Annotated in this window: 23 protein-coding genes and 1 tRNA gene; 19 read left to right on the top strand and 5 right to left on the bottom strand. The window is 66.1% G+C overall.

Annotated features, from left to right (window positions below; all coding sequences use genetic code 11):
• Nucleotides 1-10: 10 nt before the first annotated feature.
• Nucleotides 11-1,069, top strand: coding sequence for a YihY/virulence factor BrkB family protein (locus tag ACFWHR_RS08085; RefSeq protein WP_382447785.1), 1,059 nt, complete (start codon nt 11-13; stop codon nt 1,067-1,069).
• A gap of 11 nt (nt 1,070-1,080) precedes the next feature.
• On the opposite strand, the gene ACFWHR_RS08080 is transcribed toward ACFWHR_RS08085, so the two are convergent.
• A complete protein-coding gene (locus ACFWHR_RS08080) occupies nt 1,081-1,527 on the bottom strand; it encodes a YdeI/OmpD-associated family protein (RefSeq protein ID WP_382447784.1) in 447 nt (148 codons plus the stop codon).
• A gap of 113 nt (nt 1,528-1,640) precedes the next feature.
• Between ACFWHR_RS08080 and ACFWHR_RS08075 the strand changes: the two genes are divergently transcribed.
• Nucleotides 1,641-3,050, top strand: a complete 1,410-nt coding sequence (locus ACFWHR_RS08075) for a dipeptidase (protein WP_382447783.1) — start codon at nt 1,641-1,643, stop codon at nt 3,048-3,050.
• Nucleotides 3,051-3,085: 35 nt separating this feature from the next.
• Here the strand turns inward: ACFWHR_RS08075 and mscL are convergent, their stop codons facing one another.
• Together mscL and ACFWHR_RS08065 are read right to left on the bottom strand one after the other, a co-directional pair.
• Nucleotides 3,086-3,568, bottom strand: coding sequence for a large conductance mechanosensitive channel protein MscL (mscL, locus tag ACFWHR_RS08070; RefSeq protein WP_382447782.1), 483 nt, complete (start codon nt 3,566-3,568; stop codon nt 3,086-3,088).
• Nucleotides 3,569-3,675: 107 nt separating this feature from the next.
• Nucleotides 3,676-4,626 (bottom strand): DUF4190 domain-containing protein, encoded by a 951-nt coding sequence (locus tag ACFWHR_RS08065; RefSeq protein ID WP_382447781.1) that lies wholly within the window; start codon nt 4,624-4,626, stop codon nt 3,676-3,678.
• 199 nt (nt 4,627-4,825) lie between these two features.
• Here ACFWHR_RS08065 and ACFWHR_RS08060 point away from each other — a divergent pair, with 199 nt between their 5' ends.
• From ACFWHR_RS08060 to rlmN, 13 genes are all read left to right on the top strand, one after another.
• The gene (locus tag ACFWHR_RS08060; protein WP_382447780.1) at nt 4,826-6,340 is read left to right on the top strand and encodes a GuaB1 family IMP dehydrogenase-related protein; all 1,515 of its coding nucleotides are present in this window, start codon (nt 4,826-4,828) and stop codon (nt 6,338-6,340) included.
• 100 nt (nt 6,341-6,440) lie between these two features.
• The gene (gene thrC / locus ACFWHR_RS08055; protein WP_382447779.1) at nt 6,441-7,871 is read left to right on the top strand and encodes a threonine synthase; all 1,431 of its coding nucleotides are present in this window, start codon (nt 6,441-6,443) and stop codon (nt 7,869-7,871) included.
• A gap of 75 nt (nt 7,872-7,946) precedes the next feature.
• Nucleotides 7,947-9,113 carry an AI-2E family transporter gene (locus tag ACFWHR_RS08050; protein WP_382447778.1) on the top strand — a complete coding sequence of 389 codons (1,167 nt, stop codon included), beginning with the start codon at nt 7,947-7,949 and terminating at the stop codon, nt 9,111-9,113.
• A 114-nt stretch (nt 9,114-9,227) separates the two neighbouring features.
• Nucleotides 9,228-9,300: transfer RNA gene (locus ACFWHR_RS08045), tRNA-Glu, on the top strand.
• Between the two features lie 92 nt (nt 9,301-9,392).
• Nucleotides 9,393-9,842, top strand: a complete 450-nt coding sequence (locus ACFWHR_RS08040; protein WP_382447777.1) for a hypothetical protein — start codon at nt 9,393-9,395, stop codon at nt 9,840-9,842.
• 78 nt (nt 9,843-9,920) lie between these two features.
• Nucleotides 9,921-10,985, top strand: a complete 1,065-nt coding sequence (locus ACFWHR_RS08035; protein WP_382447776.1) for a 3-isopropylmalate dehydrogenase — start codon at nt 9,921-9,923, stop codon at nt 10,983-10,985.
• 34 nt (nt 10,986-11,019) lie between these two features.
• On the top strand, nt 11,020-12,129 hold the full coding sequence (locus ACFWHR_RS08030) for a branched-chain amino acid aminotransferase (RefSeq protein WP_382447775.1): 1,110 nt from the start codon (nt 11,020-11,022) through the stop codon (nt 12,127-12,129).
• On the top strand, nt 12,126-12,920 hold the full coding sequence (locus ACFWHR_RS08025) for a fumarylacetoacetate hydrolase family protein (RefSeq protein WP_382447774.1): 795 nt from the start codon (nt 12,126-12,128) through the stop codon (nt 12,918-12,920). Before ACFWHR_RS08030 ends, ACFWHR_RS08025 begins: the two co-directional genes overlap by 4 nt.
• A 137-nt stretch (nt 12,921-13,057) precedes the next feature.
• Nucleotides 13,058-14,158 carry a YbdK family carboxylate-amine ligase gene (locus tag ACFWHR_RS08020; protein WP_382447773.1) on the top strand — a complete coding sequence of 367 codons (1,101 nt, stop codon included), beginning with the start codon at nt 13,058-13,060 and terminating at the stop codon, nt 14,156-14,158.
• A 148-nt stretch (nt 14,159-14,306) separates the two neighbouring features.
• Nucleotides 14,307-15,686 (top strand): transcriptional regulator, encoded by a 1,380-nt coding sequence (locus ACFWHR_RS08015; protein WP_382447772.1) that lies wholly within the window; start codon nt 14,307-14,309, stop codon nt 15,684-15,686.
• A gap of 148 nt (nt 15,687-15,834) precedes the next feature.
• Nucleotides 15,835-17,358 carry an aldehyde dehydrogenase family protein gene (locus ACFWHR_RS08010; protein ID WP_382447771.1) on the top strand — a complete coding sequence of 508 codons (1,524 nt, stop codon included), beginning with the start codon at nt 15,835-15,837 and terminating at the stop codon, nt 17,356-17,358.
• A gap of 46 nt (nt 17,359-17,404) precedes the next feature.
• Nucleotides 17,405-17,842, top strand: a complete 438-nt coding sequence (locus tag ACFWHR_RS08005; RefSeq protein WP_382447770.1) for a DUF779 domain-containing protein — start codon at nt 17,405-17,407, stop codon at nt 17,840-17,842.
• 99 nt (nt 17,843-17,941) lie between these two features.
• Nucleotides 17,942-19,195: a 23S rRNA (adenine(2503)-C(2))-methyltransferase RlmN gene (gene rlmN, locus ACFWHR_RS08000; RefSeq protein WP_382448249.1), complete on the top strand. Its 1,254-nt coding sequence runs from the start codon at nt 17,942-17,944 to the stop codon at nt 19,193-19,195.
• Between the two features lie 3 nt (nt 19,196-19,198).
• Here the strand turns inward: rlmN and ACFWHR_RS07995 are convergent, their stop codons facing one another.
• Nucleotides 19,199-20,263 (bottom strand): aminotransferase class V-fold PLP-dependent enzyme, encoded by a 1,065-nt coding sequence (locus ACFWHR_RS07995; protein WP_382447769.1) that lies wholly within the window; start codon nt 20,261-20,263, stop codon nt 19,199-19,201.
• A gap of 93 nt (nt 20,264-20,356) precedes the next feature.
• Here ACFWHR_RS07995 and ACFWHR_RS07990 point away from each other — a divergent pair, with 93 nt between their 5' ends.
• Genes ACFWHR_RS07990 through ACFWHR_RS07975 form a run of 4 tightly spaced genes read left to right on the top strand, consistent with a single transcriptional unit; the run spans nt 20,357 to nt 25,199 of the window.
• Complete coding sequence (locus ACFWHR_RS07990) at nt 20,357-21,316, top strand: LysR family transcriptional regulator (RefSeq protein WP_382447768.1); 960 nt, start codon at nt 20,357-20,359, stop codon at nt 21,314-21,316.
• A gap of 8 nt (nt 21,317-21,324) precedes the next feature.
• Nucleotides 21,325-22,662: an MFS transporter gene (locus ACFWHR_RS07985; protein ID WP_382447767.1), complete on the top strand. Its 1,338-nt coding sequence runs from the start codon at nt 21,325-21,327 to the stop codon at nt 22,660-22,662.
• Between the two features lie 10 nt (nt 22,663-22,672).
• Nucleotides 22,673-24,193: a glutamate--tRNA ligase gene (gene gltX, locus ACFWHR_RS07980; RefSeq protein ID WP_382447766.1), complete on the top strand. Its 1,521-nt coding sequence runs from the start codon at nt 22,673-22,675 to the stop codon at nt 24,191-24,193.
• A 19-nt stretch (nt 24,194-24,212) separates the two neighbouring features.
• Complete coding sequence (locus tag ACFWHR_RS07975) at nt 24,213-25,199, top strand: NAD(P)/FAD-dependent oxidoreductase (protein WP_382447765.1); 987 nt, start codon at nt 24,213-24,215, stop codon at nt 25,197-25,199.
• A gap of 13 nt (nt 25,200-25,212) precedes the next feature.
• Here ACFWHR_RS07975 and tgt read toward each other — a convergent pair whose 3' ends face one another.
• Nucleotides 25,213-26,562: a tRNA guanosine(34) transglycosylase Tgt gene (tgt, locus tag ACFWHR_RS07970; RefSeq protein ID WP_382447764.1), complete on the bottom strand. Its 1,350-nt coding sequence runs from the start codon at nt 26,560-26,562 to the stop codon at nt 25,213-25,215.
• Nucleotides 26,563-26,974: the final 412 nt, after the last annotated feature.

The raw sequence follows: 26,974 nt of genomic DNA, 5'->3' as shown, positions 1-26,974 counted from the left end.
GAGGAGCACCATGAGCGGGCACGAACAGCAGCGGGTCGACGACAATGCATCGCAGACCCCGCCGCGCGGGTTTGTGCCGCGACTGATCGCGCGTGCGCTGCGTCTGCGCATCGTGCGCGCCTATCTTCGGTACAGCGAGCACCGGGGGCCGATGCTCGCGGACAGCATCACCTACCGCGCGCTGTTTAGCCTGTTCGCGGGCATTTTGCTCGGATTTTCGATCGCCGCAATTTGGCTGGGGTCGAACCCAGAGGCGATGTCGACGCTGCTGGACACGCTCGATACCGTCATTCCCGGAATCGGCGGTTTGATTGATCCGGGCAGCGTGCAACCCGTCGGCTTCACGATCGTCGGCGCGATCTCGCTCGTCGGTCTACTCGGTGCGGCGATCAGCGCGATTGGCAGTCTGCGCGCCGCGCTGCGGACGCTCGCCGACGAGCTGCACGATGATGTATTCATCCTGTGGGTGATTCTGCGTAACCTGCTCGTTGCGGTGCTGTTCGGTGGGCTGCTGCTGGCCGCTGCAGCGCTGAGCGTGCTCGCGTCGGTGGGGATCACGACGCTCCTCTCGTGGCTCGGCATTGAGGCGGGGCCGGTCACCGCGTGGATCTCCCGCATCGTCGGCGTGCTCATTGTGTTTGCGATTGACTCGGCGTCGATCGCACTCGTGTTCCGGGTACTGTCGGGGGTGCGAGCGCCCGCGAAGGCACTGTGGGCGGGCGCGATTCTCGGCGGTGTCGGGCTCACCGTGCTGCAAGAGCTGTCCAGTCTGTTCGTGCGGGGCGCTACTTCGAACCCGCTGCTCGCCTCGTTCGCAGCGCTCATTGCGCTCCTGCTCTGGATCAACCTGTCGTCGCAGGTCATTCTCATCGCGAGCAGCTTCATCATCACCGCGACGGCTGAAGCACGCGATCGCCTTCGGGAGAGGTACGGCGCTGAGACGCTGGTGCAGCACAGGCGCAGGCGAGCCGAGGAGCTCGTACACGCGGCAACCCGCGAGTTGCGCGCGGCACAGGAGGCTGAGCGCGAAGAACGCGAAAAGACGGCGAGCTCGGCGGCCGCGAAGTGAGCCGCCGCGAGCTAGGCCGCTGACCCGCGTAGTTTTTCTACGACGGCGGCGACACGCTTGGCGCGTGTCTCCTCCCGCTTCGCCTCGGTCACGGAGCGCGCGTGCTCCTTTCGGTGCGTGAACGCGAGCGCGTCGAACGCATCCCGGAGGCCGGCCGCGTCGAGCGCGGCCGCGAGATCGACCGGCATATCAACGACACGCTCCGCCGTGTCGAGGTCGATGTTGGCGGAGATCGAGTCGCCGATATCAACGCCGAGTGCGGTGCGATTCGCCTTCGACAGGCCGATGAGATTCAGGCCTCCCATGCGCGCGAGTCGCAGACGGGCGGTCGCGCCGCCGATGGTCACGAGAACCGCCGCGCGCGGGCCGCCGCCGAGCTCAAGGACCTGGTCGTCGGTGAGCACGATTGCAGTTGCAGGGCCCTTGGGCTCGAGAACGGTGTCGATGTGCAGCGTCATGGCGTCATGCTACTGCCGGCGGGCCATAACCGCGAGATGACGGGGGATAGGCTGGCCGAGTCGCCCGCTGTTGCGGGCTTATCCCTGTTCGCGAATGGAAAGGCAGGCCACCCGTGGCTGACCACAACCAGCACACCTTCGAGACCGCACTTCGCGCGTCAGCGACCGCCGGGCACGATCGCACGCTTGACGATCTGCAACGACTCGTCCGTATTCCATCGGTCTCGTGGTCGGCGTTCGACCCAGCACACGTCGCAGCCAGCGCAGAGGCGATCGCTGAACTGCTGCGCGAAGTCGGCGTCTTCGATGTCGTTGACGTACGCCGTGCGCCGATCGATGGCGGTACCGAGCCCGGGCACCCCGCCGTCGTCGCCCGCCGCGAAGCGCGCAATGGCCGCCCGACTGTGTTGCTGTATGCCCACCACGACGTGCAGCCCCCCGGTAAGGAGGAGCATTGGGATTCACCCGCGTTCGAACCGACGGTGCGTGACGGGCGGATGTACGGCAGGGGCGCGGCCGACGATAAGGCCGGTGTCATGGCGCACATCGGCGCGATTCGAGCTCTCGCCGCGGCCGCCGAAGCAGAAGGACGCGAGCTCGACCTCGGCATCGCACTCTTCATCGAGGGTGAGGAGGAGTGGGCATCGCAGTCGTTTGGCAACTTCCTGCGCGAGAATCGCGAGTTGCTGGCCGCCGACGCGATTATCGTCGCCGACTCAAGTAACTGGGACGAGATGACCCCGGCACTTACGATCGCGCTCCGCGGTGCGGTGGCGTTCAATGTGCGCATCGAGACGCTCGATCGCGCATCGCACTCCGGCATGTTCGGGGGTGCCGTCCCTGATGCAATGCTCGCTGCAGTGCGTCTGCTCGACACCCTGTGGGACGCCGACGGTTCGGTCGCCGTGACCGGTCTCGGTCGCGCCGACATGGCGGTGCCCGAGTACGACGAGGAGCGCCTGCGGCTGGAAACTGGGCTGCTCGATGGGGTGACCCCGATCGGGCGCGGCGAGATCCTCTCGCGCCTCTGGGCGCAGCCGTCGATTTCGATCACGGGGCTTGATGTTCCCGACGTCGCAAATGCTTCGAACACGCTGATCCCGAGCGTGCGAGTTCGCATTAGCGCGCGCATCGCACCGGGGCAGGATCCCGAGCTGGCTTACACGGCGCTGACGACGCACCTGCAGGATCACGCGCCGTTCGGCGCGCGCCTCACGTTTGAAGACCCGGGGCTCGGCCAGGCGTTTCAGGTAGACACGAGCGGCTGGGCCGTCGCCGAGGTGCGCGGGGCAATGGCCGACGCCTGGGAGCGTCAGCCGGTCGACATCGGCGTCGGCGGGTCGATTCCGTTCATTGCCGAGCTCGTCGAGGAGTTCCCGAGTGCTCAGATTCTCGTGACGGGTGTCGAGGATCCCGATGGCCGCGCGCACAGCCCGAATGAGTCGCTGCACCTCGAATCATTCCGGAAGTCGCTGCTCAGCGAAGCACTGTTCCTGGCGCGGCTCGACAGCCGCGAGGGCTGAACCGCGCCAGGAACCCGGGGGACTGGTCGCGAGCGCTAGTGCTTGTGACCAGTCGTCCCCGCTGCGGGATCGACGGGCGCTACTCCGGGAACGACCACGGGAGCGGCGGGCGCTGCTGAGCCGATCGGCGCCTGTGATGTGGTCGCGGCCTGTGCCTTGAGCAGGTCGCGGATCTCGCCCAGCAGGTCGACGTCGCTCGGTCCGGTCGGTGCCTCTGCGACCTTCGGGCGGAGCTTGTTCATCGGCAATACGAAGACGAAATACACGACTGCGGCGACGATGAGGAAGTTCAAGATCGCCGCAATGACGGCGCCGAATGCGATCGCGCCACCACCGGGAAGCCCGACCTTCAGTGCGCCCTCGAGTGAGTCAGCATTGAATATCATGCCGACGATTGGGGTAATCAGCGAGTCGACAACCTGCTGCACGACCGTGTTGAAAGCCGCGCCGATGACGACGGCGACCGCGAGTTCAATGACGTTCCCTCGCAAGATGAACGACTTAAATCCCTGAAGCATGTGAGTCCTTTCCAGTGTGACTGCGATTCCAAGGTAGCGGGTCGCAGACGCGCAGCGGGGCTCCGCGCGAAATGTGTCGCACGAAGCCCCGCTGCCGAGTGATGTGGCTAGTAGCAGGCCATCGCATCTTCAGTCAGCGCGGTTGCGAAATCCTCGCCGATTGATGACGTACCCGGATCTAACGCTGTCGGGTCCTTGGCAAACTCGTAGTAGGCCTCGTACGCGGACTGATTGGGGCTCGGAATAGTTGCGAGCGTCTGCAACACGTCGAGAAGTTCGTCCGTCACTCCGGCTGATGAACTCACCGTCGCAAGTGAGTTGTACGCATCGCAGAACTCCGGCGAACGATCGCCCGTGTCGCTCGAGCCGCCGGAGGCGGCGTCAGCCGCGGCGTCAGCGGCTGCGGCGGAAGCGACGTCAGAGGCCCCCTCGGATGCACCGGCAGAAGCGCTGTCGCTCGGGGTCGGCATCGTCGACTCGAGCTCCTCTGTTGCCTGGTCGAGGTCTTTCAGCGCGCTGTTCGAGGCCGACACGGCCGCGCCGAAGAAGAACAGCGTAAAGATGATGACACCCACCGAGATCAGCACGGCGACGCCGCCAGTGATGATGCCCGTGAGCGACATGCCCTTCGACTGTCCCTTGCGAAGACCGATGATGCCGAGGACCACGGCAGCGATACCGCCGAGGAGCCCAATTACCCAGGTCCAGAAGAACACGAGGCTCGCGATGCCAACGATCAGCGAGGAGAGTGCGAGACCCTTCGGCTGCACCGGCGGGTAGCCGCCGGCCGCGTAACCGGGCTGGGGCATCTGCGGTACCTGCGGGGGAGCCGAACCGTACGGGGGCTGTCCACCCTGCTGCGGGGCAGCAGGCGGCACGGACCCGTACGCGGGCGGCTGCGGCGCATTGCCTGCGGGCTGCTGCGGCGGCTGCACGGTCTGCGGCTGCTGCGGTGCGATGGGCGTGGTGGGCGGAACAGCTGGCGGCTCTGCGGATGCGGCCGGCGGCTGCAGCGGCGTCGTCGGCTGCTCGCCGTTCGGGAGATTCGGGTCAGACATGAGCGGTACTGCTCCTTCACAGGATTCGGCTTCCCCGGGCCTATTCGCAGCAGCTGGCGACGAGCGGAACCCCGGTGGTGCGGCACAGGTCCCCGCCGCACCACACCATCTTATGTGCGAACTGCGGACTGTGTCCGAATTTCCTGACTGAGGAAAGTGAACAGTACTCCAAGCCAGGCAATGGCCTAGCGTTAGCCGTATGGAGTTTCTCGGCGCGATGCCCACTGTCGATCTCACCTATTCCGACGTCTTCCTCGTGCCACGGCATTCCGAAGTGGGAAGTCGGCTCGACGTCGCGCTCGCGCCCGACGACGGGACGCCAGCGACGATTCCGCTCGTCGCAGCCAACATGAATTCGGTTACGGGCCCACGGCTCGCGGCGGTGCTCGCGCGTCGTGGCGGGCTCGCAGTGCTGCCGCAAGATCTTTCGCCGGAGGCGACGCACGCGGCGATCCGCAGGGTGAAGGCCGAGCCGGTATCCGTCGACGCGGCGATCGTGCTGCCGCCCGACGCGACGGCGGCGGACGCGCTGCGCTGGATCCCACGAGCCGAGGGTCAGCTGGTCGTCGTCGCTAATGACGCGCACAATCAGTCTGTGGGTGAGGCGTGGCAGGCGCCCAGCGCGTCCGTACCGATTTCGTCGGTGCGCGGCACCCTCGGCGCTCACCGTCTCGCGACTGTGCCGGCAGACGCGCGACTCGGGGACCTGCTACACGCGCAGACCGTCGTGCTCGACGAGTCAGATCTGGGCGACGCGCGCGCCGCATTCGATGCGGTCGACGCCGCGCTCCGCGCCAATCCAGGTGGTGCCGCCGACGCCGTCTGCGTCGCGCGCGACGGGGTGCTACTCGGCACGCTCTCGCGCCGGTCAGCGCTGCGAGCCTCGATCTATGCGCCAGCGCTCGACGCACGTGGACGACTCGCTGTGGCCGCAGCCGTGGGTATCAACGGGGATGTCGCCGCGAAGGCGCGCTCGCTCGCGGAGGCGGGCGCCGACGTGCTCGTCGTCGACACCGCGCACGGGCACCAGGCGAGCATGCTGCGCGCCCTCGACGCGGTGGCCGCGCTCGATCTCGGGCTGCCCATCGTCGCCGGCAACATCGTGACCGCCGAGGGTGTCCAAGATCTCGTAGGTGCCGGGGCAAACATCTTGAAGGTGGGTGTCGGGCCCGGGGCCATGTGCACGACGCGCATGATGACGGCGGTCGGTCGACCGCAGTTCTCTGCCGTGCTCGAGACAGCGCAGGCCGCGCGCGAACTCGGCGCTCACGTGTGGGCCGACGGTGGCGTGCGCTACCCGAGAGATGTCGCGCTCGCGCTCGCGGCGGGGGCATCGTCGGTGATGATCGGATCGTGGTTCGCGGGCACGGCGGAGTCGCCAGGCGAACTGATGGCCGATGCCAACGGCCGTCAGTACAAGGAGTCGTGGGGCATGGCGTCGACAAAGGCGGTGCAGGGGCGCTTCGGTGGGCTCGACGCGTTCGCGCTCGCCCGAAAAGAACTGTTTGCGGAGGGCATCTCGTCGTCGAAGATCTATCTGGACCAGCAGCGTCCGGGCGTAGAAGACCTGATCGACATGATCACGTCGGGCGTGCGGTCGTCGTTTACCTACGCGGGCGCCGGGAGTGTGCCCGAGTTTCACGTGCGCGCTCGCGTCGGTCTGCAGTCGGCTGCCGGATACGAAGAGGGCAAGGCACTGCCCGTCTCCTGGTAGCTCGATGAGGCTGGCCTGCGGCGCGTTGCAGCGCCGGACACCCTGCGGCCGGGCCGACGATCCCCATAGACTGGTGCACCTACGACCGTAAGGAGCATCGGTGAAGTACATCTCGACCCGCGGCGGCATGGAGCCGGCCCCGTACAGCGCGATCCTGCTTGAGGGGTTGGCGACAGACGGCGGTCTCGTCGTGCCAGAGACGCTGCCACAGGTCACGTCAGCCGAGATCGAATCCTGGCGCTCGCTCTCCTACCCAGAACTCGCGGCAGAGATCCTGAGCCGCTTCGCCACCGATATTCCCCGCGCCGACCTCGAGCGTATGTGCCGAGACGCATACAGCGCTGAGCAGTTCGTCGCCGAGGAGATCGTGCCGCTGACTGCGCTCGATGATCAGATCTCCCTGGTCGGACTATCCGAGGGCCCGACGCTCGCATTCAAAGACATGGCGATGCAGTTTCTCGGACAGTCGCTCGAGTACGTGCTCGCTCGCAGTGACCGCGCGCTCAACATTCTCGGCGCAACCTCGGGCGACACGGGCTCGGCAGCGGAATATGCCCTCCGCGGCAAAGATGGGATCGCGGTGTTCATGCTGTCGCCGCAGGGCCGCATGAGCGCGTTCCAGCGTGCGCAGATGTACTCCCTCGATGACGAGAACATTCACAACATTGCGGTCGACGGTGTGTTCGATGATTGTCAGAACCTCGTCAAGTCGCTCTCGAGTGATCTTGACTTCAAGCGCACACATCAGCTCGGCACGGTGAACTCCATCAATCTGGGCCGCATCAGTGCGCAGTTGGTCTACTACTTCTGGGCGTGGCTGCGCGCGAGCGACGCCGTGACCACCGACGACCGAGCCGACTTCAGCGTCTCGGTCACCGTGCCGTCCGGAAACTTCGGCAACATCCTCTCGGGTCACCTCGCAAAGTCGATGGGGCTGCCGCTGCGCAGGCTCGTGCTCGCCGCGAATGAGAACAACGTGCTCGACGAGTTCTTCCGCACCGGCATCTACGAGCCCCGGAGTGCGGCCGAGACGCACGCGACGTCGAGCCCGTCGATGGACATCTCGAAGGCGTCGAACCTCGAACGCTTCATCTTCGATCTGCTGGGCCGCGAGCCCGAGCGGCTCGCCGCCGCGTGGCGGGAGCTCGACGACACCGGTCGCATCGATCTCACAGCTGAACTGCCGCGGTTCGAGGCGGAGTTCGGCCTGCAGAGTGGCACGAGCACCCACGCGGATCGCGTTGCCACGATCCGCTCCGTCTTTGAGGGCAGTGGCCGTCTGATCGACCCGCACACGGCAGACGGGGTCAAGGTCGCTCGCGAGCACCTTGAGCCCGGTGTGCCGATGCTGGTGCTTGAGACAGCGAAGCCCGAGAAGTTCCCCGAGATCGTGTTCGAGGCGACCGGTGAGCAACTCGGTATGCCAGAACACCTCGCTGGCCTGCTTGAACTGCCGCAGCGCGTGACCGAGATGGCCGATGACGCGGCGCAACTGCGCACCTTCATCGCAGCGCGCGCAGTGAAGCGCTGACGGCTACAGATACTGACGCGATGACCAGCCGCGATTCCGCTGGTCACCCACGTGTGTGAACGACAAGGAGTGCGAATGTTCGGATGGGGATCGAGCCGCGAGGTGGACGATCGGCTGACGCGCCTGGAAATCGGTGCCGGTCACAAGTCCGATGCACCGCGCAGCGTGCGTCAGGTGTGGGGTGACGGGTTTGGCCTGATGGCGACTCGGTCACTGCAGATCATCATTGTGCTGCTGCTGACCGCGGCAATCATCTGGGGCATGCGCACGCTCACGACGGTGGTGATCCCGATTCTGCTCGCACTGATCTTCGCAAGCACTTTCGCACCGGTCACCGGCTGGCTGCGCCGACGCAACGTGCCATCGGCATTGTCGGCTGTGATCGTACTGCTCGGCATCGTCGTGATTCTCTCTGCCATCGGCTGGCTCATCGTGTGGGCCGTTCGCGACCAGTGGGATGACCTGTCGTCGCAGGCTCAAGACGGCATCGCGCAGGTGATCGACTGGTCGAAGACGCTGCCGTTCTTGCCCGACCAGTCGCAGCTGCACGACTGGGGCGACCAAATCACCGACTTCCTGACGAGTGCGCAGTTTGGTTCGGGGGCGCTCGCGGGGGTTGGCGCGCTGACGAGTTTTATCACGGGCCTCGTGCTGATGGTCGTCGTGCTGTTCTTCTTCTTGAAGGACGGCCCGAAGCTGTGGCGCTTCCTGCTGCGTCCGTTCCAGGGTGAGGGTCTGCGTCGCGCCGAGCGCGCTGGCGCGAAGACCGTTGAGACTCTGGGGTCTTACGTTCGCGGCACTGCGGGCGTAGCTGCGGTTGACGCACTTGGCATCGGCATCGGTCTGCTCATCTTGCAGGTGCCGCTCGCGCTGCCGCTGTCGGTGCTCGTATTTGTGCTCGCGTTCATTCCAATCGTCGGTGCCACCGTGGCCGGCATTCTCGCGGCGCTGGTCGCACTCGTCGCGAACGGACCCGTGAACGCGGTGATCGTCGTTGGCGTTGTGATCCTCGTAAACCAGCTCGAGGGCAACTTCCTGCAGCCCGTGCTGATGGGGCGCGCGCTCAAGCTGCACTCACTCGTGATTCTGCTTGCGTTAACCGTCGGCACGGTCCTCAGCGGCATCCTGGGTGCTGTGCTCGCAGTGCCGCTCGCGGCGGTCGCGTGGGGCATCGTCAAGGTGTGGGACGGACCTGACACGCCGGCGAAGTGGGCGCGCCCGCATCGCACCGAAGAGCTCTAACCGCAGAGACACTCCCGGGCGGCGCGGCCGGATTTGGCTTCGCGCCCGGGGGTGTGGTTATATATATGAGTTGCCAACGCGGCCGGGAAGCCCCGGAAGCCGGCAATCGCATTCGGCCCCATCGTATAGCGGCCTAGTACGCTGCCCTCTCACGGCGGTAACGCGGGTTCGAATCCCGCTGGGGTCACCGAATGCAGAAGCCTCACCCTCGGGTGGGGCTTCTGTTGTTTGTGGGGTGGTGTTGCATAGTCTGCAAGGAGTGCGCGAGGGGAACTGCTCATGAATATCAGACACGTGCCGGGTCCTGCCGTCGCGGTGCTCGCGCTTTGTCTCCTGTCAGCCTGTTCCGGGCCCGATTCCGCGATCACGCTGAACTTCGAGGTCGACGGAGACACGCGCACCGTCGTAATGCACCCGAGCTCGGTGGAGTGCCGTGCCAAGAATGTGGTCGGTTCCTCTGTCAACGATCAACCGATCGGGACCTTCGTTTTCTCTTTGGGGGACGATGGTTTCCTGGGTTCCGGTCGAGTTACTCTGAGCCAGGACGATGAAGTCGTGACGTTTCGAGCCTCGGAGGTTCCCGTGACGGTCACTGACGGGCGGGTAGAACTCCCGAAGACCTCCGGCGAAGTGATGATCGGCGACTTGATCGGCCCTGGCGAGGAGGCGTCAGGGCATCAGCAGGTCACAGGTTCGCTGTCTGCGGATCTCACCTGCACCACCGATTAGCGCGGCGCACGGCAGCGATGTGGTGCGCCCCTCCGCAGTATGCTGGAGGGGTTGTCCCGCACACCGAAGGAGCGTCACGTGACCCGTATTATCAAGCTCGCCGTCATTCCGGGTGACGGGATCGGACCCGAGGTTATTGAGCAGGCGAATCGTGTGCTCGATGCCGTGCTCGCGGGAGGCGACATCACGCTTGATCGCACCGAGTTCACGCTCGGCGCCGACCGCTTCCTCGCGACGGGCGACACGCTCCCCGAGGCCGAGCAGGCGGCAATCGCCGAGCACGACGCGATCCTATTCGGCGCCGTGGGTGGCGTTCCCGGTGACCCGCGCCTCGCGGCAGCCAACATCGAGCGCGGGCTGCTGCTCAAGCTCCGGTTCGATTTCGAGCACTACGCGAACGTTCGCCCGTGCACGCTCTTCCCGGGTGTCGTCTCGAAGCTCGCGGAGCCCGGCGACGTTGACTTCGTCGTCGTGCGTGAGGGCACCGAGGGGCCCTACGCCGGTAACGGTGGGCGGCTGCGCCCCGGCACGCACGCCGAGGTCGCCACTGAGGTGTCGGTGAACACCGCGTTCGGCGTCGAGCGCGTGGTGCGCTACGCCTTCGAAACCGCGATGGCGCGGCCCCGCAAGAAGTTGACGTGGGTACACAAGACCAACGTGCTCGTGCACGCGGGGGCGACCTGGCAGCGCATCGTGCAATCGGTCGCCGCCGACTACCCCGAGATCGCCGTCGACTACATGCACGTCGACGCGGCCACCATCTTCATGGTGCAGGACCCGTCGCGATTTGATGTGATCGTCACTGATAACCTGTTCGGAGATATCCTCACGGACCTGGCCGGCGCTATCGGCGGCGGCATCGGGCTCGCGGCCTCCGGCAACATCAATCCCGATGGCACGTTCCCAAGCATGTTCGAGCCCGTCCACGGCTCCGCTCCCGACATCGCCGGGCAGCAGATCGCAGACCCGACCGCGGCGATCCTCTCCGCGGGTCTCATGCTCGACCACCTGGGGCTCGTCTCCGATGGCGACCGCATTCGCGCCGCCGTTCGAGCCGACCTCGCCTCCCGGGGCGCCGCAGCGCGCGGCACCTGGGAGATCGGCGACGCCGTGATCGCCCAGTTGCCGCAGCGCGGGGCCTGAGCCCCAGCCACATTTGACGCGAGAGAGATTTTCAATGACTGACCTGACATTCACCCGCACCGAGGGCGAGCGCCTGCCCGCCGCAGAGCGCGAAGAGATCCTGCAAGACCCGGGGTTCGGCAACCACTTCACCGACCACATGATCTCAATCGTGTGGACGAAAGAAGCGGGGTGGCACGACGCCGAGGTGCTGCCGTACGGGCCGATCCCGATGGATCCGGCCTCGTCCGTGCTGCACTACGGGCAAGAGATCTTCGAGGGCCTGAAGGCGTACCGCAGGCCCGATGGCTCGATCGCCACCTTCCGTCCGGAGGCAAACGCGCGCCGTCTGAACGAGTCAGCGCATCGCCTGGCGCTCCCAGAGATCCCAGAGGAACTCTTCGTCGCCGCGGTGGGCAAGCTCGTGACGGTCGACGCCGACTGGGTGCCGAGTGGTGCGGATCAGAGCTTGTACCTGCGGCCGTTCTTGATCGCCGACGAGAGCTTCCTTGGCGTGCGCGCAGCGGAACGTGCGCGGTTCCTCATCATCGCGAGCCCCGCTGGCCCGTACTTCACCGGCGGCGTGAAGCCGGTCTCGATCTGGCTGTCTGAGGATCTGGCGCGCGCCGGTCGCGGTGGCACGGGCGCCGCGAAGTGCGGCGGCAACTACGCCGCGTCCCTGCTGCCTCAGCAGGTCGCTGCAGAGAACGGCTGCCAGCAGGTACTCTTTACCGACTCGGCGACCGAAGACACCATCGACGAGCTCGGTGGGATGAACCTCTTCCTGGTGCGGTCCGACGGCACGCTCGTGACCCCGCAGCTCAACGGAAACATCCTGGACGGCATCACTCGGCGCAGCCTGATCCAGCTCGCGAAAGACCGCGGCCACGCGGTCGAAGAGCGCGAGGTGACCGTCTCCGAGTGGCGCGAGGGCGTCGCCCAGGGCACCATCACCGAGGCGTTCGCGTGCGGCACCGCCGCCGTGATCACGCCGATTCGGCAGCTCAAGGGCGCCGACTTCGCGATCGACTTCGGCGATGCTGCCCCGGGCGAACTCACGATGTCGCTGCGTGAGGAGCTCACGGGCATTCAGTTCGGTGTCGGTGAGGATCGCCACAACTGGTTGCACGTGATCGTGCCCGCCGCTGAGGAGATTGCACGATGAAGGTTGCACGATTCCAGGTCGACGGCGAGATCGCCTTTGGTGTGCTCGATCGGGCCGAGAACGGCACGGGCGTGGAGCTCGTGGAGCTCAGCGGCGACCCGATGGTCGCGGGGTACGACACCACCGGTCGTCGGTTCGCGTTCACGGATGTGCAGCTGCTCGCGCCCGTGATTCCGCGCTCGAAGATCGTCTGCGTGGGCAAGAACTACGCCGACCACGTTGCTGAAATGCAGGGGGTAACCGGCATCGACGGTGGCGCTCCGGTGGAGCCGCTGCTCTTCTTGAAGCCGAACACCTCGATCATCGGCCCGGGTGACACGATCGTGCGCCCGGCGATCTCCGACCGCGTCGAGCACGAGGGCGAGCTCGCGCTCGTCATCGGCGCACTTGCAAAGAACGTGCCAGAGGAAGACGCGTTGAAGTACGTCTTCGGTTTCACGTGCGCGAATGACGTCACCGCGCGTGACATTCAGATCGCCGATGGCCAGTGGGCGCGCGGCAAGGGCTTCGATACGTTCTGCCCGCTCGGTCCCGTCATCGAGACGGATCCCGATCTCAGCGACGCGCGCGTGGTCACCCGCGTGAACGGTGAGGTGCGCCAAGACGGGAGCACGTCGCAGCTCATCCACTCGCTCGCGCGCATCGTGTCGTACGCGTCGGAGGCGTTCACGCTGTTGCCCGGTGACGTGATTCTTACGGGCACCCCGGCCGGCGTCGGTCTGCTCGAGGCAGGCGACGTCGTCGAGGTGGAGATCGAGGGGATCGGGATCCTCCGCAACAGGGTTGCATAAGCCCGGTTTTCTCAGGCCCGTTGCGTAAGCCCGGTTGCGTACACCCGGTGGCATAGCGGCGTGATTGCGTCACGTGACCTGATCGGGTTCGCTGCTATGCCACACTGGAATCTCCCGACGAAGGAGCAGGTGCTGATATGGCCCATTCCCTCACCGCAGCGCCGCGATTCGGCATCGAAGAAGAGTATTTGCTGCTCGATGCCGAAACCGGAGCGCCTCGCGACGGCGTCGACGATATTATCGCGGCGATTCCGGATCAGTTGGCTGAGCACGAGTTCTACGCCTGTCAGCTGGAAACAGCGACCCCGGTCTGCGAGCGGTCGGAGCAGGCGCTCGAGTTTCTCGCCGGGTTTCGGACGTCGGCCGCCGCTGCCGCCGATGACCTCGGCATCGTGCTTGCGGGTACCGGATTGCCGCCCATCGGCGGCGATGCTCACGGTAGCCGTGTAGACAAGGCTCGGTACCACGACATCGAAGCGACGATGCGCGGCATGGTGACGCGGTACTACTCCACGGGCACGCACGTGCATGTGGAGGTGCCGTCTCGCGACGCGGGTGTCGACGCCATTGCACGCATCGCGCCGTGGGCGCCCGTGCTCGTCGCGCTGACGGCGAATTCGCCGGTGTGGTTGGGTGAGGAGACGGGATACGCCGACTGGCGGTTCATGTCGATGCAGCAGTGGGCGACCGCCGGGTTTCCGCCCCGTTTTGACAGCGCCGCCGAGTATGACGGCGTCGTCAACGATCTCGTGCGTTCGGGCGCACTACTCGACAGCGGGCTGGTCAACTGGTCGATCCGACTCTCTGACAAGTACCCCACGATCGAGGCGCGTCTCGCAGACGCGCAGCTCGACCCTCGAGACGCGGTCGCGTATGGTCTCCTCTTTCGTGCGCTCACCGCGCGCGCATTTCGCGATGCAAGCGCGGGGGAGCCCGTGCCGCAGTGGCAGCGAGACGTGGTGCGGGGCGCGCACTGGGTCGCCGCGCGCAACGGTCTCGGATCTGTGCTCGTCGACCCGATTTCGGGCGATCCACAGCCAGCCGTCGAGGTCGTGGAGCGTCTCGTTGCGCACGTCGGTGACGAACTTGCCCACGCGGGTGACCTCGAGACCGTGCGCGCATTTATCGATCGTCGTCGGGCAGACCAGGGGGCTGCGCAGCTGCAACTTGCTGCGTGGCGAGACTCGGGGATGACTGGGCTGCTCGCGCTCTACCGCGCCGGGCATCGTGCTGAGTGACGGAGAGCGCCTGGCGGCTGTCTGAAGACCGCGAAATAGCCCCGGCGTGGTCGACTTCCGCTGTGTGAACGGTAACGTAGCCGCCCGCTGACAACGCCTGCCCCATCGAGTACGCTCAGAGTAATCGAGGCCGCGAAGAGGGGGTCGGATGTCGAACGTGTGGCACGCGTTGCGCCGAGGCGAATCGGCGCTCGAACGCCGCCGAATGCTTGAGCGTGCGCACGAGAGCTTCATCGGAGATCGTTTCGCGGAACTCCCTGAGTTCCCCGAGTTCGCCCGTGCCACTTCGCTGCGCCCCGTCGTGCTTGAATCGTGGCTCCGCGCAAAACGGCTCACCGTGGATCCCGACAGAGTGCCCGACCGGCAAACGTTCGATGACGAGCAGCTCGCCGAGTTGCGCCGTACTCACCCGATTGGCAGCGTGCTCCCGGTCGTGCGCCGCCTCCTGCTTGACGAGGCGAGCGAGTCAGGGTTCATCGTGGCAGTGGGTGACGCCGCTGGCCGTTTGCTCTGGGTAGACGGCGACACGGCACTGCGAAGCCGCGCTGCCGAGATGGGTTTTCGCGCCGGAATGGATTGGTCGGAGCGCGCGGTCGGTACGAGTGCACCGGGCAGCGCCCTCGCGCTCGACCACGCAATCCAGGTGCTCGGCGCGGAACACTACTCCCGCGCAGCACACTCCTGGAGTTGCACAGCGGCGCCGGTGCACGATCCGGCGAGCGGCGCAATCATCGGTGTCATCGACGTCACCGGGGGAGACGGTGCCGCGTCGCCGCACCTCATGCCGCTGATGGAGGCGACCCTCGCCGCTGTCGAGGCGGAGCTGCAGCTCGCGACGCTGAAACGTCGCATTGAGCAGGATCGCGGAGCTCGATCCCGATCCGACGCTCCTCGCGCCGTCGCCGGTCGCCAGCCCCGCGCAGTCTCGACGCAACGCCCGGACGAGCCGACGCCCCGGCTGGTGGTGCTGGGCCGGGACCCAGCGGTGCTTGAACGAGGGGGTGAGGCAGTCCCCGTGGGTGGCAGGCACGCCGAGATCCTGCTCGCGCTCACTGCGGCGCCTCAGGGGCTCTCGGCGACGACGCTCGCGGAGCGGGTCTACGGCGAAGCCGACCATGAGCGCACGCTGCGGCCAGAGATGGTGCGGCTGCGGAGGTGGCTCGATCAGCACGCACCTCAGATCACGCTGCGCTCCCGCCCGTACCGGCTTGACCCGCCGCTGCGCGTCGACGCGCAGGAGACGCTCGAAGCGCTGGGGCGCGGCGCGCACCGGCTCGCGCTCGCGGCCTACGAGGGGCCCGTGCTCCCGGCGTCTGACGCCCCCTGCGCCGAAGAACTCCGCGACGCAGTAGACGCGACACTGCGGGAGGCAATGCTGCAATCGGCAGCCGCCGACACACTGTTCGGCTATGCCCAGAACTGGGCGCCGCACGACGCACAGGTGTGGGAGACGCTCCTGCAGGTGCTGCCCCCGCTCTCGCCCAAACGAGCCCGCGTGGTGGCCAGGCTGGCGCAACTTGCTACGTAAAGCACCCGTGGGGCAGCACCCGTAACCCGCGCGCATCGGCCGGGCAACACCCGCGCAACCTCAGTGCAACCTCCCGCGTCGTACGGTCAGGGGTACCCGAACCGTATGAGCGGAGCGGCTGAGACAATGACGTCAGAGGAGATGCACTATGACCGTGTACGCAGCACCCGGCCGGCCCGATTCGCTGGTGACCTTCAAGCCCAGGTACGAGCACTACATCGGTGGGGAATGGGTCGCCCCGGTGAAGGGGCAGTACTTTGAGAACGTGACGCCCATTACGGGTCAGGCGTTCTGTGAAGTTGCGCGGGGGACCGCGGAAGACATCGAAGTTGCGCTCGACGCCGCGCACGCAGCTGCCCCAGCGTGGGGACGCACGAGCCCCGCCGAGCGAGCGGTGATCCTGAACAAGATCGCGGACCGCATCGAAGAGAACCTCGAAGCTATCGCGGTCGCGGAGTCCTGGGACAACGGCAAGGCGATCCGAGAGACGCTGAATGCAGATATCCCGCTCGCTATAGACCATTTCCGCTACTTCGCCGGAGCCATTCGCGCACAAGAGGGCGGGCTGTCGCAGATCAACGAGGATCTCGTCGCGTACCACTTCCACGAGCCCCTCGGAGTGGTCGGGCAGATCATCCCCTGGAACTTCCCCATTCTCATGGCCACCTGGAAGCTCGCCCCCGCGCTCGCCGCAGGGAACGCCGTGGTGATCAAGCCGGCCGAGCAGACGCCCGCCTCGATCCTGTTCCTGTTTGAACTCATCGGCGATCTGCTGCCGCCCGGGGTCGTGAACATCGTGAACGGTTTCGGTGCGGAGGCGGGCAAGCCGCTCGCGTCGAACAAGCGCATCCGCAAGATCGCGTTCACGGGAGAGACCACGACGGGCCGCCTGATCATGCAGTATGCGTCGGAGAACATCATCCCGGTGACGCTTGAACTGGGCGGCAAGAGCCCGAACATCTTCTTCGAGGACGTTCTTGCCACAGACGACGCTTACTGGGACAAGGCGCAAGAGGGGTTCACGATGTTCGCGTTGAACCAGGGGGAGGTCTGCACGTGCCCGTCGCGCGCGCTGATCCAGGAGTCGATCGCCGGTGACTTCCTTGACGCCGTAGTCGAGCGCACCGAGCGCATCACGCGGGGCAATCCGCTCGACACCGACACGATGGTTGGAGCGCAGGCATCGAACGACCAGTTCGAGAAGATCAAGTCGTATCTCGACATCGGCCGGCAGGAGGGTGCGCAGGTACTCACCGGCGGTGGGGTGGAGGATCTCGGTGGCGAGTTCTCCGGCGGGTTCTACATTCAGCCGACCATCTTCCGCGGTGACAATTCGATGCGTATCTTCCAGGAGGAGATCTTCGGGCCCGTCGTCTCCGCGACGACGTTCACCGACTTCGACGACGCCATTCGTATCGCGAACGATTCGCTGTACGGCCTCGGCGCCGGAGTCTGGAGCCGAAACGGTAACACGGCCTATCGCGCTGGCCGAGCGATTCAGGCGGGCCGTGTGTGGGTAAACAACTACCACGCCTACCCGGCCCACGCGGCATTCGGCGGGTACAAGTCGAGCGGCATTGGTCGGGAGAATCACCTTATGATGCTCGACCACTACCAGCAGACCAAGAATCTGCTCGTGAGCTACCGCGAGACGGCGGACGGTTTCTTCTAAACCGGCCGTCGAGCTGACCGAGCCATGAAGACAGGGAGATGAGCACATGAGCGAGCCCGCTGCAGCGCTGACCGTGGCGCGACCGGAGGTCGAGGGGGAGTCGGAGAGCCGCCTCGCGTTCACGGCGACTGCGATCGAGCTGATTGAGCGTCTGTGGGCGATGCACGGGCCGCTCATGTTTCATCAATCGGGCGGATGCTGTGACGGCAGCTCGCCCATGTGTTACCAGTTGGGGGAGTTTCGCACCGGTGGTCAGGACGTGTTGCTCGGCACGCTTGAGCTGCCGTCGCTCGGCCCGGCTGACGGGCACGCCCCGGCTGACGAGCATGCCCAGCGCGAAATCGGGTTCTGGATGTCGCGGGAGCAGTTTGGTGTGTGGGCGCACACGCACTTGACGGTCGACGCGATCCCGGGTCGCGGCAGTGGATTCTCGCTTGAGGCACCAGAGGGGAAGCGATTTTTGATCCGCTCGCGGTTGCTCTGATGAGTGGGGCGGCAGGGAGCCGGCGCAGAGACCTGCGACAATAGACACGTGGATCCCAACAAGCTCAACCATGACCGCGCTCCCGAGAGCACGCCACTCATGAAGACCCGGCCACGCGCGGCCGGTGTGGCCTCGCGCCCGCAGGTGCGCCCAAAGGCCGAGGGCTGGAAGCAGATTGCGGATGCAGACGGTCGGCCGACGCTGCAGTTCGCGTCGCCGCGCGTGAAGCAGCCCGACACGCACCTCGCCGATCTCACGCTCGCTGAGCGCGAGGCGAAGGTCGGGGAGATGGGTGTGCCGAAGTTCCGCGCGAAGCAACTGTCGAAGCACTACTTCGAGCATCGCACCACCGATCCAGAGCAGATGACGGATCTGCCGAAGGACCGCCGCGACGAGCTCGCCGCCGCGTTCTTCCCGCCGCTGCTCACCGAGGTGAAGCGGCTGGTCACCGACGACGGTGACACGATCAAGTTCCTGTGGCGCCTGTTCGATGGTGCGCTCGTCGAATCGGTGCTGATGCGGTACCCCGGTCGCATCACGCTCTGCGTGTCGAGCCAGTGCGGGTGCGGCATGAACTGCCCGTTCTGTGCAACCGGTCAGGCTGGCCTCACGCGCAACATGTCGACCGCTGAGATTCTCGACCAGATCGTTCAGGCCAATCGGGTCATCGCCGAGGGTGGGTTGGGCGGTACGCGCCGCGTCGGCAACGGGGTTGAGGCCGAGCGCGTGAACAATATCGTGTTCATGGGCATGGGCGAGCCGCTCGCAAACTACAAGCGAGTGATGAACGCGGTGCACCGCATGATCGCGCCGTCGCCCGAGGGGCTCGGCATGTCGGCGCGCGGCATCACCATCTCGACGGTGGGTCTCGCGCCCGCCATTCGCAAGCTCGCGGCCGAGAACATTCCGATCACGTTCGCGCTGTCCCTCCACGCACCAGACGATCAGTTGCGCGATGAGCTCATCCCGGTGAACAGTCGCTGGAAGGTCGAGGAGGTGCTCGACGCCGCGTACCACTATTACGAGACGACGGGGCGCCGCGTCTCGATCGAGTACGCGCTCATCAAAGACATGAACGATCACGGCTGGCGCGCAGACCTGCTCGCAGACAAGCTGAACGAGCGCGGTCGCGGCTGGGTGCACGTCAACCCGATTCCTCTGAACCCGACGCCCGGATCGATTTGGACCTCGTCGACCCGCGAAGTCACGCGCGAATTTGTCGATCGTTTGAACGCCGCGGGAGTGCCGACGACGCTGCGCGACACCCGCGGTAAAGAGATCGACGGCGCGTGCGGCCAGCTCGTAGCGACCGAGCAGGACGTCGCTGAGGCTCAGGCGTTCGCTGAGGCCTGAGCGCTACCGCCCGAGCGCGGTCATGAGCTGCGCAACATCGTCGGGCGTGTTCCACAGGTGGAACGACACGCGAGCGTTGCCAGCCCGGCCAGACGCGACGATTCCCGCCCGCGTCATCGCGGCGAGGTCGGCGCCGTCGGCGTCCCGCCACGTCACGATCGCGGAGTCGCCCGCGGTGTAGCCGAGGCCCTCACGGGTTGCGTTAGCGAGGTCGAGCGCGTGAGTGTGTGCCAGCGCAGGATCAATCGCGGCGATTGCCGCGAAGGTCTCGAGCGCGGCCACCGTGCCCGCGATCACGGGCCAGGCGGGCGACAGGTCGAAGCGCCCTGCGCCAGCGGCGAGCGGCGTGTGCCCGGCGTAGCACGACGACCACGGATCGTCGGCCGAGTACCAGCCGGCGGCGACGGGGCGCAGCGCATCGTCGAGACCAGCGCGGACGGTCATGAACGCTGAGCCGCGGGGTGCGCACAGCCACTTATAGGCGTGGCAAATGGTGATGTCGAAGTCGCCCGCCGCGACCGGCAGCCAGCCGACCGCCTGCGTGAGATCGACGCACGTGAGGGCGCCGACGGCTGCGGCCGCTGCGCAAATGGCAGCCGCGTCTGACACCGCGCCGGAGGCCGACTGAACATGCGACCAAGCGACGAGTGAAGTCTCCGGTCGCACCTCTGCGGCGAGTGCTTCGAGAGCGACGTATCTCACAGTGACGCCGCGATGCTGCTCGAGTTCGAACGGGTGTGTGAGAGAGGCGAAGTCGCCCGTGACGCACAACACCTCACCGTTGTCGGGCACCGCGGTCGCGACGACCGAGGCGAACTGGGACGCCTGGGTGCCGACTGCAACGCGCTCGGCGGCGACTCCCACGAGGCTCGCGAACAGCGCGCGGCACTCTTCGACCTGGGCGCTGATACTGTGCGCATCCATGCGCCCGGTCGACCACTCGTCGATGAACGACCGCATGGCGGCGGTCGTCGAGTGCGCGGGGAGGCCAGAGGTGCACGCCGAGAGGTACCCGGGCACGGATGGAAAGCGCTGCTGCACGGCTGAGAGTGTTTCGGGGGCGATCATGGTGCCAGACTAGAAGACCGCGAAGCATAATGAAATCGAATCATTCTTATGTTTTACTTCGCTTCTGGTTATGCTTCGGTGTACACTGCTGGCATGACATCGACGCGACACGGCGACCCGCTCGGTTCCGTTGACTCGACCGAGCTTCGCATTCTCCACGCTCTTGCGACCACCGGTTCGCTGACCGCGGCAGCGGCGAGCCTCGGGCTCAGCCAGCCGGCGGTCAGTCAGCGCATTAAGCGCGTGGAAACGCGCCTCGCGGTGCCGCTCATTGAGCGCAGCGGACGCGGTATTCGACTGACTACCGCTGGCCAGATCCTGGCGGATCACGGCCGCACCGTTGTCTCCGAGATCGATGCCGCCCTTGCGGCGATTGATGACCTCCGCGGTGAGCGTGCTGGCACTCTCCGGCTGGTGGGGTTCCCGAGCGCGAGCGCCACGGTGGTGCCGATGCTCATGCGCCAACTCGCAGTCGAAGCGCCCGACGTGGCGCTGCAGTACCGCGAGGCAGAACCGCCAGCAGCGACCGCAATGCTGCGCGACGGCGAGGTGGATTGCGCGCTCGTGTTCGACTACGAGGGCGCGGCTGAGCTCCCGGCAGGCAGCGCGTTCTTGCCGCTGTGGCGTGAGGAAGTGCACCTGGTCGCCTCCGACGAGCGCGCGGCAGGAGAGCAGACGGCCCGGTTGGGCGACTTCTCTGCCGAGCACTGGATCGCCGGGTGCGAAAAGTGTCGCGGGCACCTGCTCGCAGCCGCGGGCGACGCTGGCTTCGAGCCCGACATCATTCAGGAGACCGATAACGTACCGGCGATGCTCGCGATGGCGGCGGCCGGTGGCGCGGTTGCTCTCGTACCCGGGCTCGCACTTGCCGCCGCGCGGATCCTGCCGGATGACGCGCGCGCCCTGCCGCTCGATCCTCCGCGCTACCGCACGATCGGGCTCGTCTCTATGGCGACGGCAAACGAGAGCCCCCAGGTGCGGCTCGCGAAGAGGCTACTCGCCGCGGTCGATGGTTCAGCCTGGCACCTCGAGCCTGTTCTTCAGAACGCCTAGGTCTCAGCGTGACGGAATCACAGTCACGGACGTCCTCGCCCACCGTCGCCGCTTCACAGCGCGCGCTGCAACGACGGTCGGTCGCCGTGCTCGCGCTCGCGACCGTGCTCGGCGGCCTCGGTGTGGGCGCGTCGCTCTCCGCCGGTGCCCTGCTCATCACTGATGTCACTGGGAATCCCGCGCTATCTGGCTTCGGCTCGACGATGAACGCGGTCGGTGCCGCTATCGCAGGTATTCCGCTCGCTCGGCTCGCGGCACGTCGGGGGAGGCGAGTCGCGCTCGCGACGGGCAACCTGACGGCTGTCGCCGGTGCGGTGATCGTGATCCTTGCAGCGGGCATCGAGGCCTCGCCGCTGTTGTTCGTTGGGCTCGCGCTTCTCGGGATCGCGGCAGCTGTGCAATTGCAGGCTCGCTTCGCCGCCACCGATCTCGCGATTCCCGCAAATCGTGCCCGCGACCTCTCGCTGGTCGTGTGGTCGATCACCGTTGGAGCCGTCATCGGCCCCAATTTGATCGGGCCGGGCGAGAAGCTCGGGGCCGCGCTCGGCCTCCACGCGCTGTCCGGAATATTCGTCTTCGCGATCGTTGCGCAAATTGCCGCCGGGCTCGTCGTCTGGCTCGGTCTCAGGCCAGATCCGCTGCTCGAGGCGCGCAGGATCGCGACGCAGGCTGAAGCCAGCGCCGCTGCCGAGGTCGCCGCTGCCGCCGCACGGGCCGCGGCTGATCCCGCACCGCCTGTCAGCCAGCCCGCACCAACTCCGTCAGCGGAGTTCGCGGCACTGGACCCCAGTAGCCGTGCGCCGCAATTCCTGGCCATCGCGCTCGTGGCGCTCGGCCACGCGGTGATGGTCGGCATCATGGCGATGACGCCCCTGCACCTGACGCACCACGGCGGCAGCATCGAGCTGGTCGGCATCACCATCAGCCTGCACATTGCGGGCATGTACGCGCTCTCACCGCTCGCGGGTATCGCGGCGAGTCGAATTGGCGCGGTCCCCGTCGTGATTGCCGGTTTCGCGGTGCTTGCGCTCGCGGCGATCGGAACCGCGCTCGCTGGTGATTCAGTTCCGGTGGTGCAGGTGTCGCTCGTGCTGCTCGGTCTGGGCTGGTGCATGGTGACCGTGGCGGGCGCGACGCTCGTTACGTCGCTGACCCCGGTCGCTGACCGCCCCGCACGCCAGGGGCAGGCCGACACGACGATGAACGCGGCGGGTGCGGTCTTCGGGGCCGTCTCCGGCGTGCTCTTCGCGGTCGGAGGCTTCCCGGTACTCTCGAGCGTCGCGGGCGCACTCATCGTCGTGGGCATCGCCGTGACGGTTCGCCTCGGAGCGCTCGCCCAACGCTAGAATGTCGGTGATGTCACACACCGAGAGCCCCCAGTTTTCCACCGCGACCGGCGCCGATGTTCGCGTTCGCTTCTGCCCGTCGCCGACCGGCACCCCGCACGTTGGAATGGTGCGCACCGCACTGTTCAACTGGGCGTACGCCAGGCACACCGGCGGCACATTCGTGTTCCGCATCGAGGACACCGATGCGGCCCGCGACAGCGAAGAGAGCTACGGCCAGATCATCGACTCGCTGCGCTGGCTCGGGCTCGACTGGGACGAGGGCATTGATGTGGGCGGCCCTCACGGTCCGTACCGCCAGTCAGAGCGCGGCGAGATTTACCAGGGCGTCATCGCGCAGCTCGTCGAGGGCGGCTACCTTTATGAGAGTTTCTCGACGGCCGAGGAAATCGACGCGCGCAACATCGCAGCAGGCCGCCCGAAGCAGCTCGGCTACGACAACTTCGACCGTGACCTGAGCGACGAACAGCGCGCGGCGTTCCGCGCCGAGGGTCGCGAGCCGGCACTGCGCTTCCGAGTGCCCGATTCAGACCTCTCGTTCACAGATCTGGTGCGCGGTCCGATCACGTTCCCCGCGGGTGCGACGATCGACTTCGTGGTGGTTCGCCCGAACGGTGCGCCGCTGTACACGCTGGTGAACCCGGTTGACGATGCACTCATGGGCATCACCCACGTGCTCCGCGGCGAAGACCTGCTGTCGTCGACTCCGCGACAGATCGCGCTGTACCACGCGCTCGTTGAGCTCGGCATCGCCCAGGCGATTCCGCAGTTCGGCCACCTGCCGTACGTGCTGGGGGAGGGCAATAAGAAACTCTCCAAGCGCGATCCCGAATCGAATCTGCTGCACCACCGGTCACGCGGGTTCATTCCCGAGGGGCTGCTGAACTACCTGTCGCTGCTGGGCTGGTCACTCGCGCCGGATCGCGATGTCTTCTCGAGCGATGAGATGGTCGCCGCGTTCGACGTCACCAACGTCAACCCGAATCCGGCGCGTTTCGACCAGAAGAAGGCCGACTCGATTAACGCAGATCACATCCGGTTGCTGTCGGAGGCCGACTTCGGTGAGCGAATTTTGCCGTATCTGATCGCCGGTGGCGCGTTGCAGATCGAGCCGAACGAGGCGCAGCTCGCGACCATCGCGAAAGCGGTGCCCCTGGTGCAGAGCCGAGTGACCGTGCTCTCCGACGTCGTGGGCATGCTCGGCTTCCTATTCACGACCGCGGATCAGCTGCAGTACGAAGATGATGCGCTTGCGTCACTCAAGGACGATGCGCCACAGGTGCTCGCCGCCGGTATCACGGCACTCGAAGCGGTGCCGGGCGTGGCGTGGCAGACCGAACGTATTCAGGAAGCGCTGCAGGCAGCACTCATCGACGGCCTCGGCATCAAGCCGCGCCTCGCGTTTGGGCCGCTCCGCGTCGCCGCATCGGGCCGCCGTGTGTCACCGCCGCTCTTTGAATCGTTTGAGTTGCTCGGTCGCGACGAGTCGCTGGCTCGTCTGCGCCGATTGGAAGCGCACCTGACGGCGTAGCGTTCGGAGACGGAAGCACATGACCAGCAGCGAGGCGCCAATCGGCGTGGCAATCATCGGCGGTGGGCCAGCGGGCTTATCGGCGGGGTTGCAACTCGTGCGTGCGAACCGTCGCATCGCGATCCTCGACAGCAATCGGCCGCGGCACTCGGCAACGCTTCGATCGCACGGTTTCTTGACCCGCGACGGTGCGTCGCCGCTTGAGCTGCGTCGGCTCGGCCGTGAGGAATTCGAGAGCTACCCGACCGCGATTTACACTCAGGCGATCACGCGTGAGGTCACGCCGCTCTCCCCGGACGAGGCTCGCGCTGCGGGCTTCCCTGACGGGATCGGGTTCACTGTGCGAGGCACCGGGATTCGCGGTTCGGCCGACGCCGAATTCGTTGCTCGCCGGGTGCTGATCGCGGCCGGGCTCACCGAAGAATTGCCGGCGTTCCCGATGATTCGCGCATATTACGGCACCGCGCTGCACAGCTGCGTCGAGTGCGACGGTTTCGAAAAAACCGACAAGCCGCTCGCGCTGATCGGTGAGACGAGCGATGTGTTCGCGCGCGCGCTGCTCATCAGCCGCTTCAGTTCGGATCTCATTGTCTTCACTCATGGGGCCGACACCGTGCGGCCGGAGCAGCAGGCGCAGCTCGAGCGGATTGGTATCCGGGTGGAGCGTCGCGCCATTGACGACATCGTGGGTGAACGTGCCGAGATGACCGGAGTGCGCCTCGCCGACGGTGAGGTGATTCCGCGCGTCGGCGGATTCGTGCGCCCGCGCTGGCACGCCCCGGTCGAGTTTCTCGGTGATCTCGACATCGCCCGTGACACCTGGGGACTCGTCGTGGTCGACGAGCGCGGGGAGACCTCCATTCGGGGGGTCTACGGGGTCGGCGACATCGTCCCGCCCGGACCACAACAGCTGGTGATCGCGGCCGGAAATGGTGCGCGCGTCGCCGCGAAACTCAATCTCGACATGATCCACGGCGCGCTGGGCGTCGGGCTCGTCGACGAGTAGACGAGCCCGACGTTTAGTCGCGAGCCGTCACACCAGCGGTCGCCGTACGAGCTGCGGCTGCGCGCGCGAACTCGGTGCCGTACTGGCGGCCGAGCACCTCGTCGCGCAGTTCAGCGAACGTGCCGTCGACGATGCTCGTCCGAATGCGGTCGACCAGTCGTACGATGTAGCGCTCATTGTGGATAGTCGCGAGGGTCGAGCCCAGCATTTCCTTCGCCTTGAAGAGGTGGTGCAGATACGCAGCGGTGTAGTTCTCGCAGGTGAAGCAGTCGCACTCGTCGTCGAGCGGTTCGAACTTGCGGCGCTGACCGGCTGACTTCGCATTGATGCGACCAGTGGGGGAGTACATTGATCCGCCGCGTGCCTGTCGCGAGGGCGCGACGCAGTCGAATGTGTCTGCGCCGGCCGCGATGGCAGCGAAGAGATCGTCGGGTTCCGAGATGCCGAGCAGGTGGCGGGGCTTCGCCTCCGGCAATTCGTCGGTCACCCAGCTGACGATGGTGCCGAGCTCCTGTTTCTCGAGCGCACCACCAATGCCAAAGCCATCGAATTGCTGCTCGGTAGCTTCCGCGCCGGTCAACCGGGCGAGACCCCCGGCCGCCTGGCGACGCAGGTCTTCGTACTGCGCTCCCTGCACCACACCGAACAGGGCTTGATAGGGACGGTGACCGCGGTCGGCGGTCTGCCGAGCGTGCTCATCGAGGCATCGCACCGCCCAGCGCTCGGTGCGTGCGACCGAGTCTTCTTGGTACTCACGAGTGTTCAGAAGCGTCGTGCACTCGTCGAACGCGAACATGATGTCGGCGCCCAGCTCGTGCTGGATGCGCATCGACACCTCGGGCGTGAAGCGGTGCTTGTCACCGTTCAAGAAAGACTTGAACGTGACGCCGTCTTCGTCGACGTGCGCGAGACGCTCTTTGTTCTTCGCAATCACCTCGGCGCCCGAGTGCGCAGACTCCGACATCGAGATCACCTTCTTGAAGCCCACGCCGAGCGACATCACCTGGAACCCGCCGGAGTCGGTGAAGGTCGGGCCGTCCCAGTTCATGAACTTGCCGAGCCCACCCGCCTCGTCGACAAGATCGCTGCCCGGCTGCAAGAACAGGTGATACGCGTTCGCCAGGACGGCCTGACCACCGAGTTCGCGTACGGTCGCGGGAAGCAGGGACTTCACGGTCGCCTTGGTGCCGACCGGAATGAAGGCCGGGGTCTGGATCACACCGTGCGGAGTCTGAATCGTTCCGGTTCGCCCGAGAGGGGCACCATCTGAGCCGACGGCGCCGCCGGAGGAGAGACGATGATCGACCTCGAACACGAAGTCCGAGGGGGAGGGGGAAGCCGGCGTAGCGGTGGGTACATTCACTCCACTATCTAATCACCCGTGGTGACGCGCCCGGCGTACGCGGTGTCGGAGCCAGTTTCACCGGTTTCGGAGTTGATTCCCGCCACATTGGGGTTCGGGGACCGTGTGTGTCGGTGGGGTGTCTCGTGGGTGGATTGGCGGTTTCGTGCGGGGACACGCCCGGGATGTGGGCTGTAGTTGCTGGTGGACGGGTGGTGACCGTAATGTATTCCTTTGTCAGCGCGACGCAGCCGGACTTGAAAATGGTCCGGCTCATTTACATGCGCTTCTCGCCACAGGTTTTGTGGTAAGTTAGACAGGTTGTCGTTCGGAGCTTCCCTTGGTTGGGGGTGACGGGTGGTGTCTGGTCTTTGAGAACTCAATAGTGTGCACTTAAATTGTCTTATGCCAATTTAATTTATAATCCCCGACA

The sequence above is a fragment of the Leucobacter sp. NPDC058333 genome (genome assembly GCF_042726155.1).
Classification (GTDB): domain Bacteria; phylum Actinomycetota; class Actinomycetes; order Actinomycetales; family Microbacteriaceae; genus Leucobacter.
This window is presented reverse-complemented; position numbering and strand designations above follow the sequence as displayed.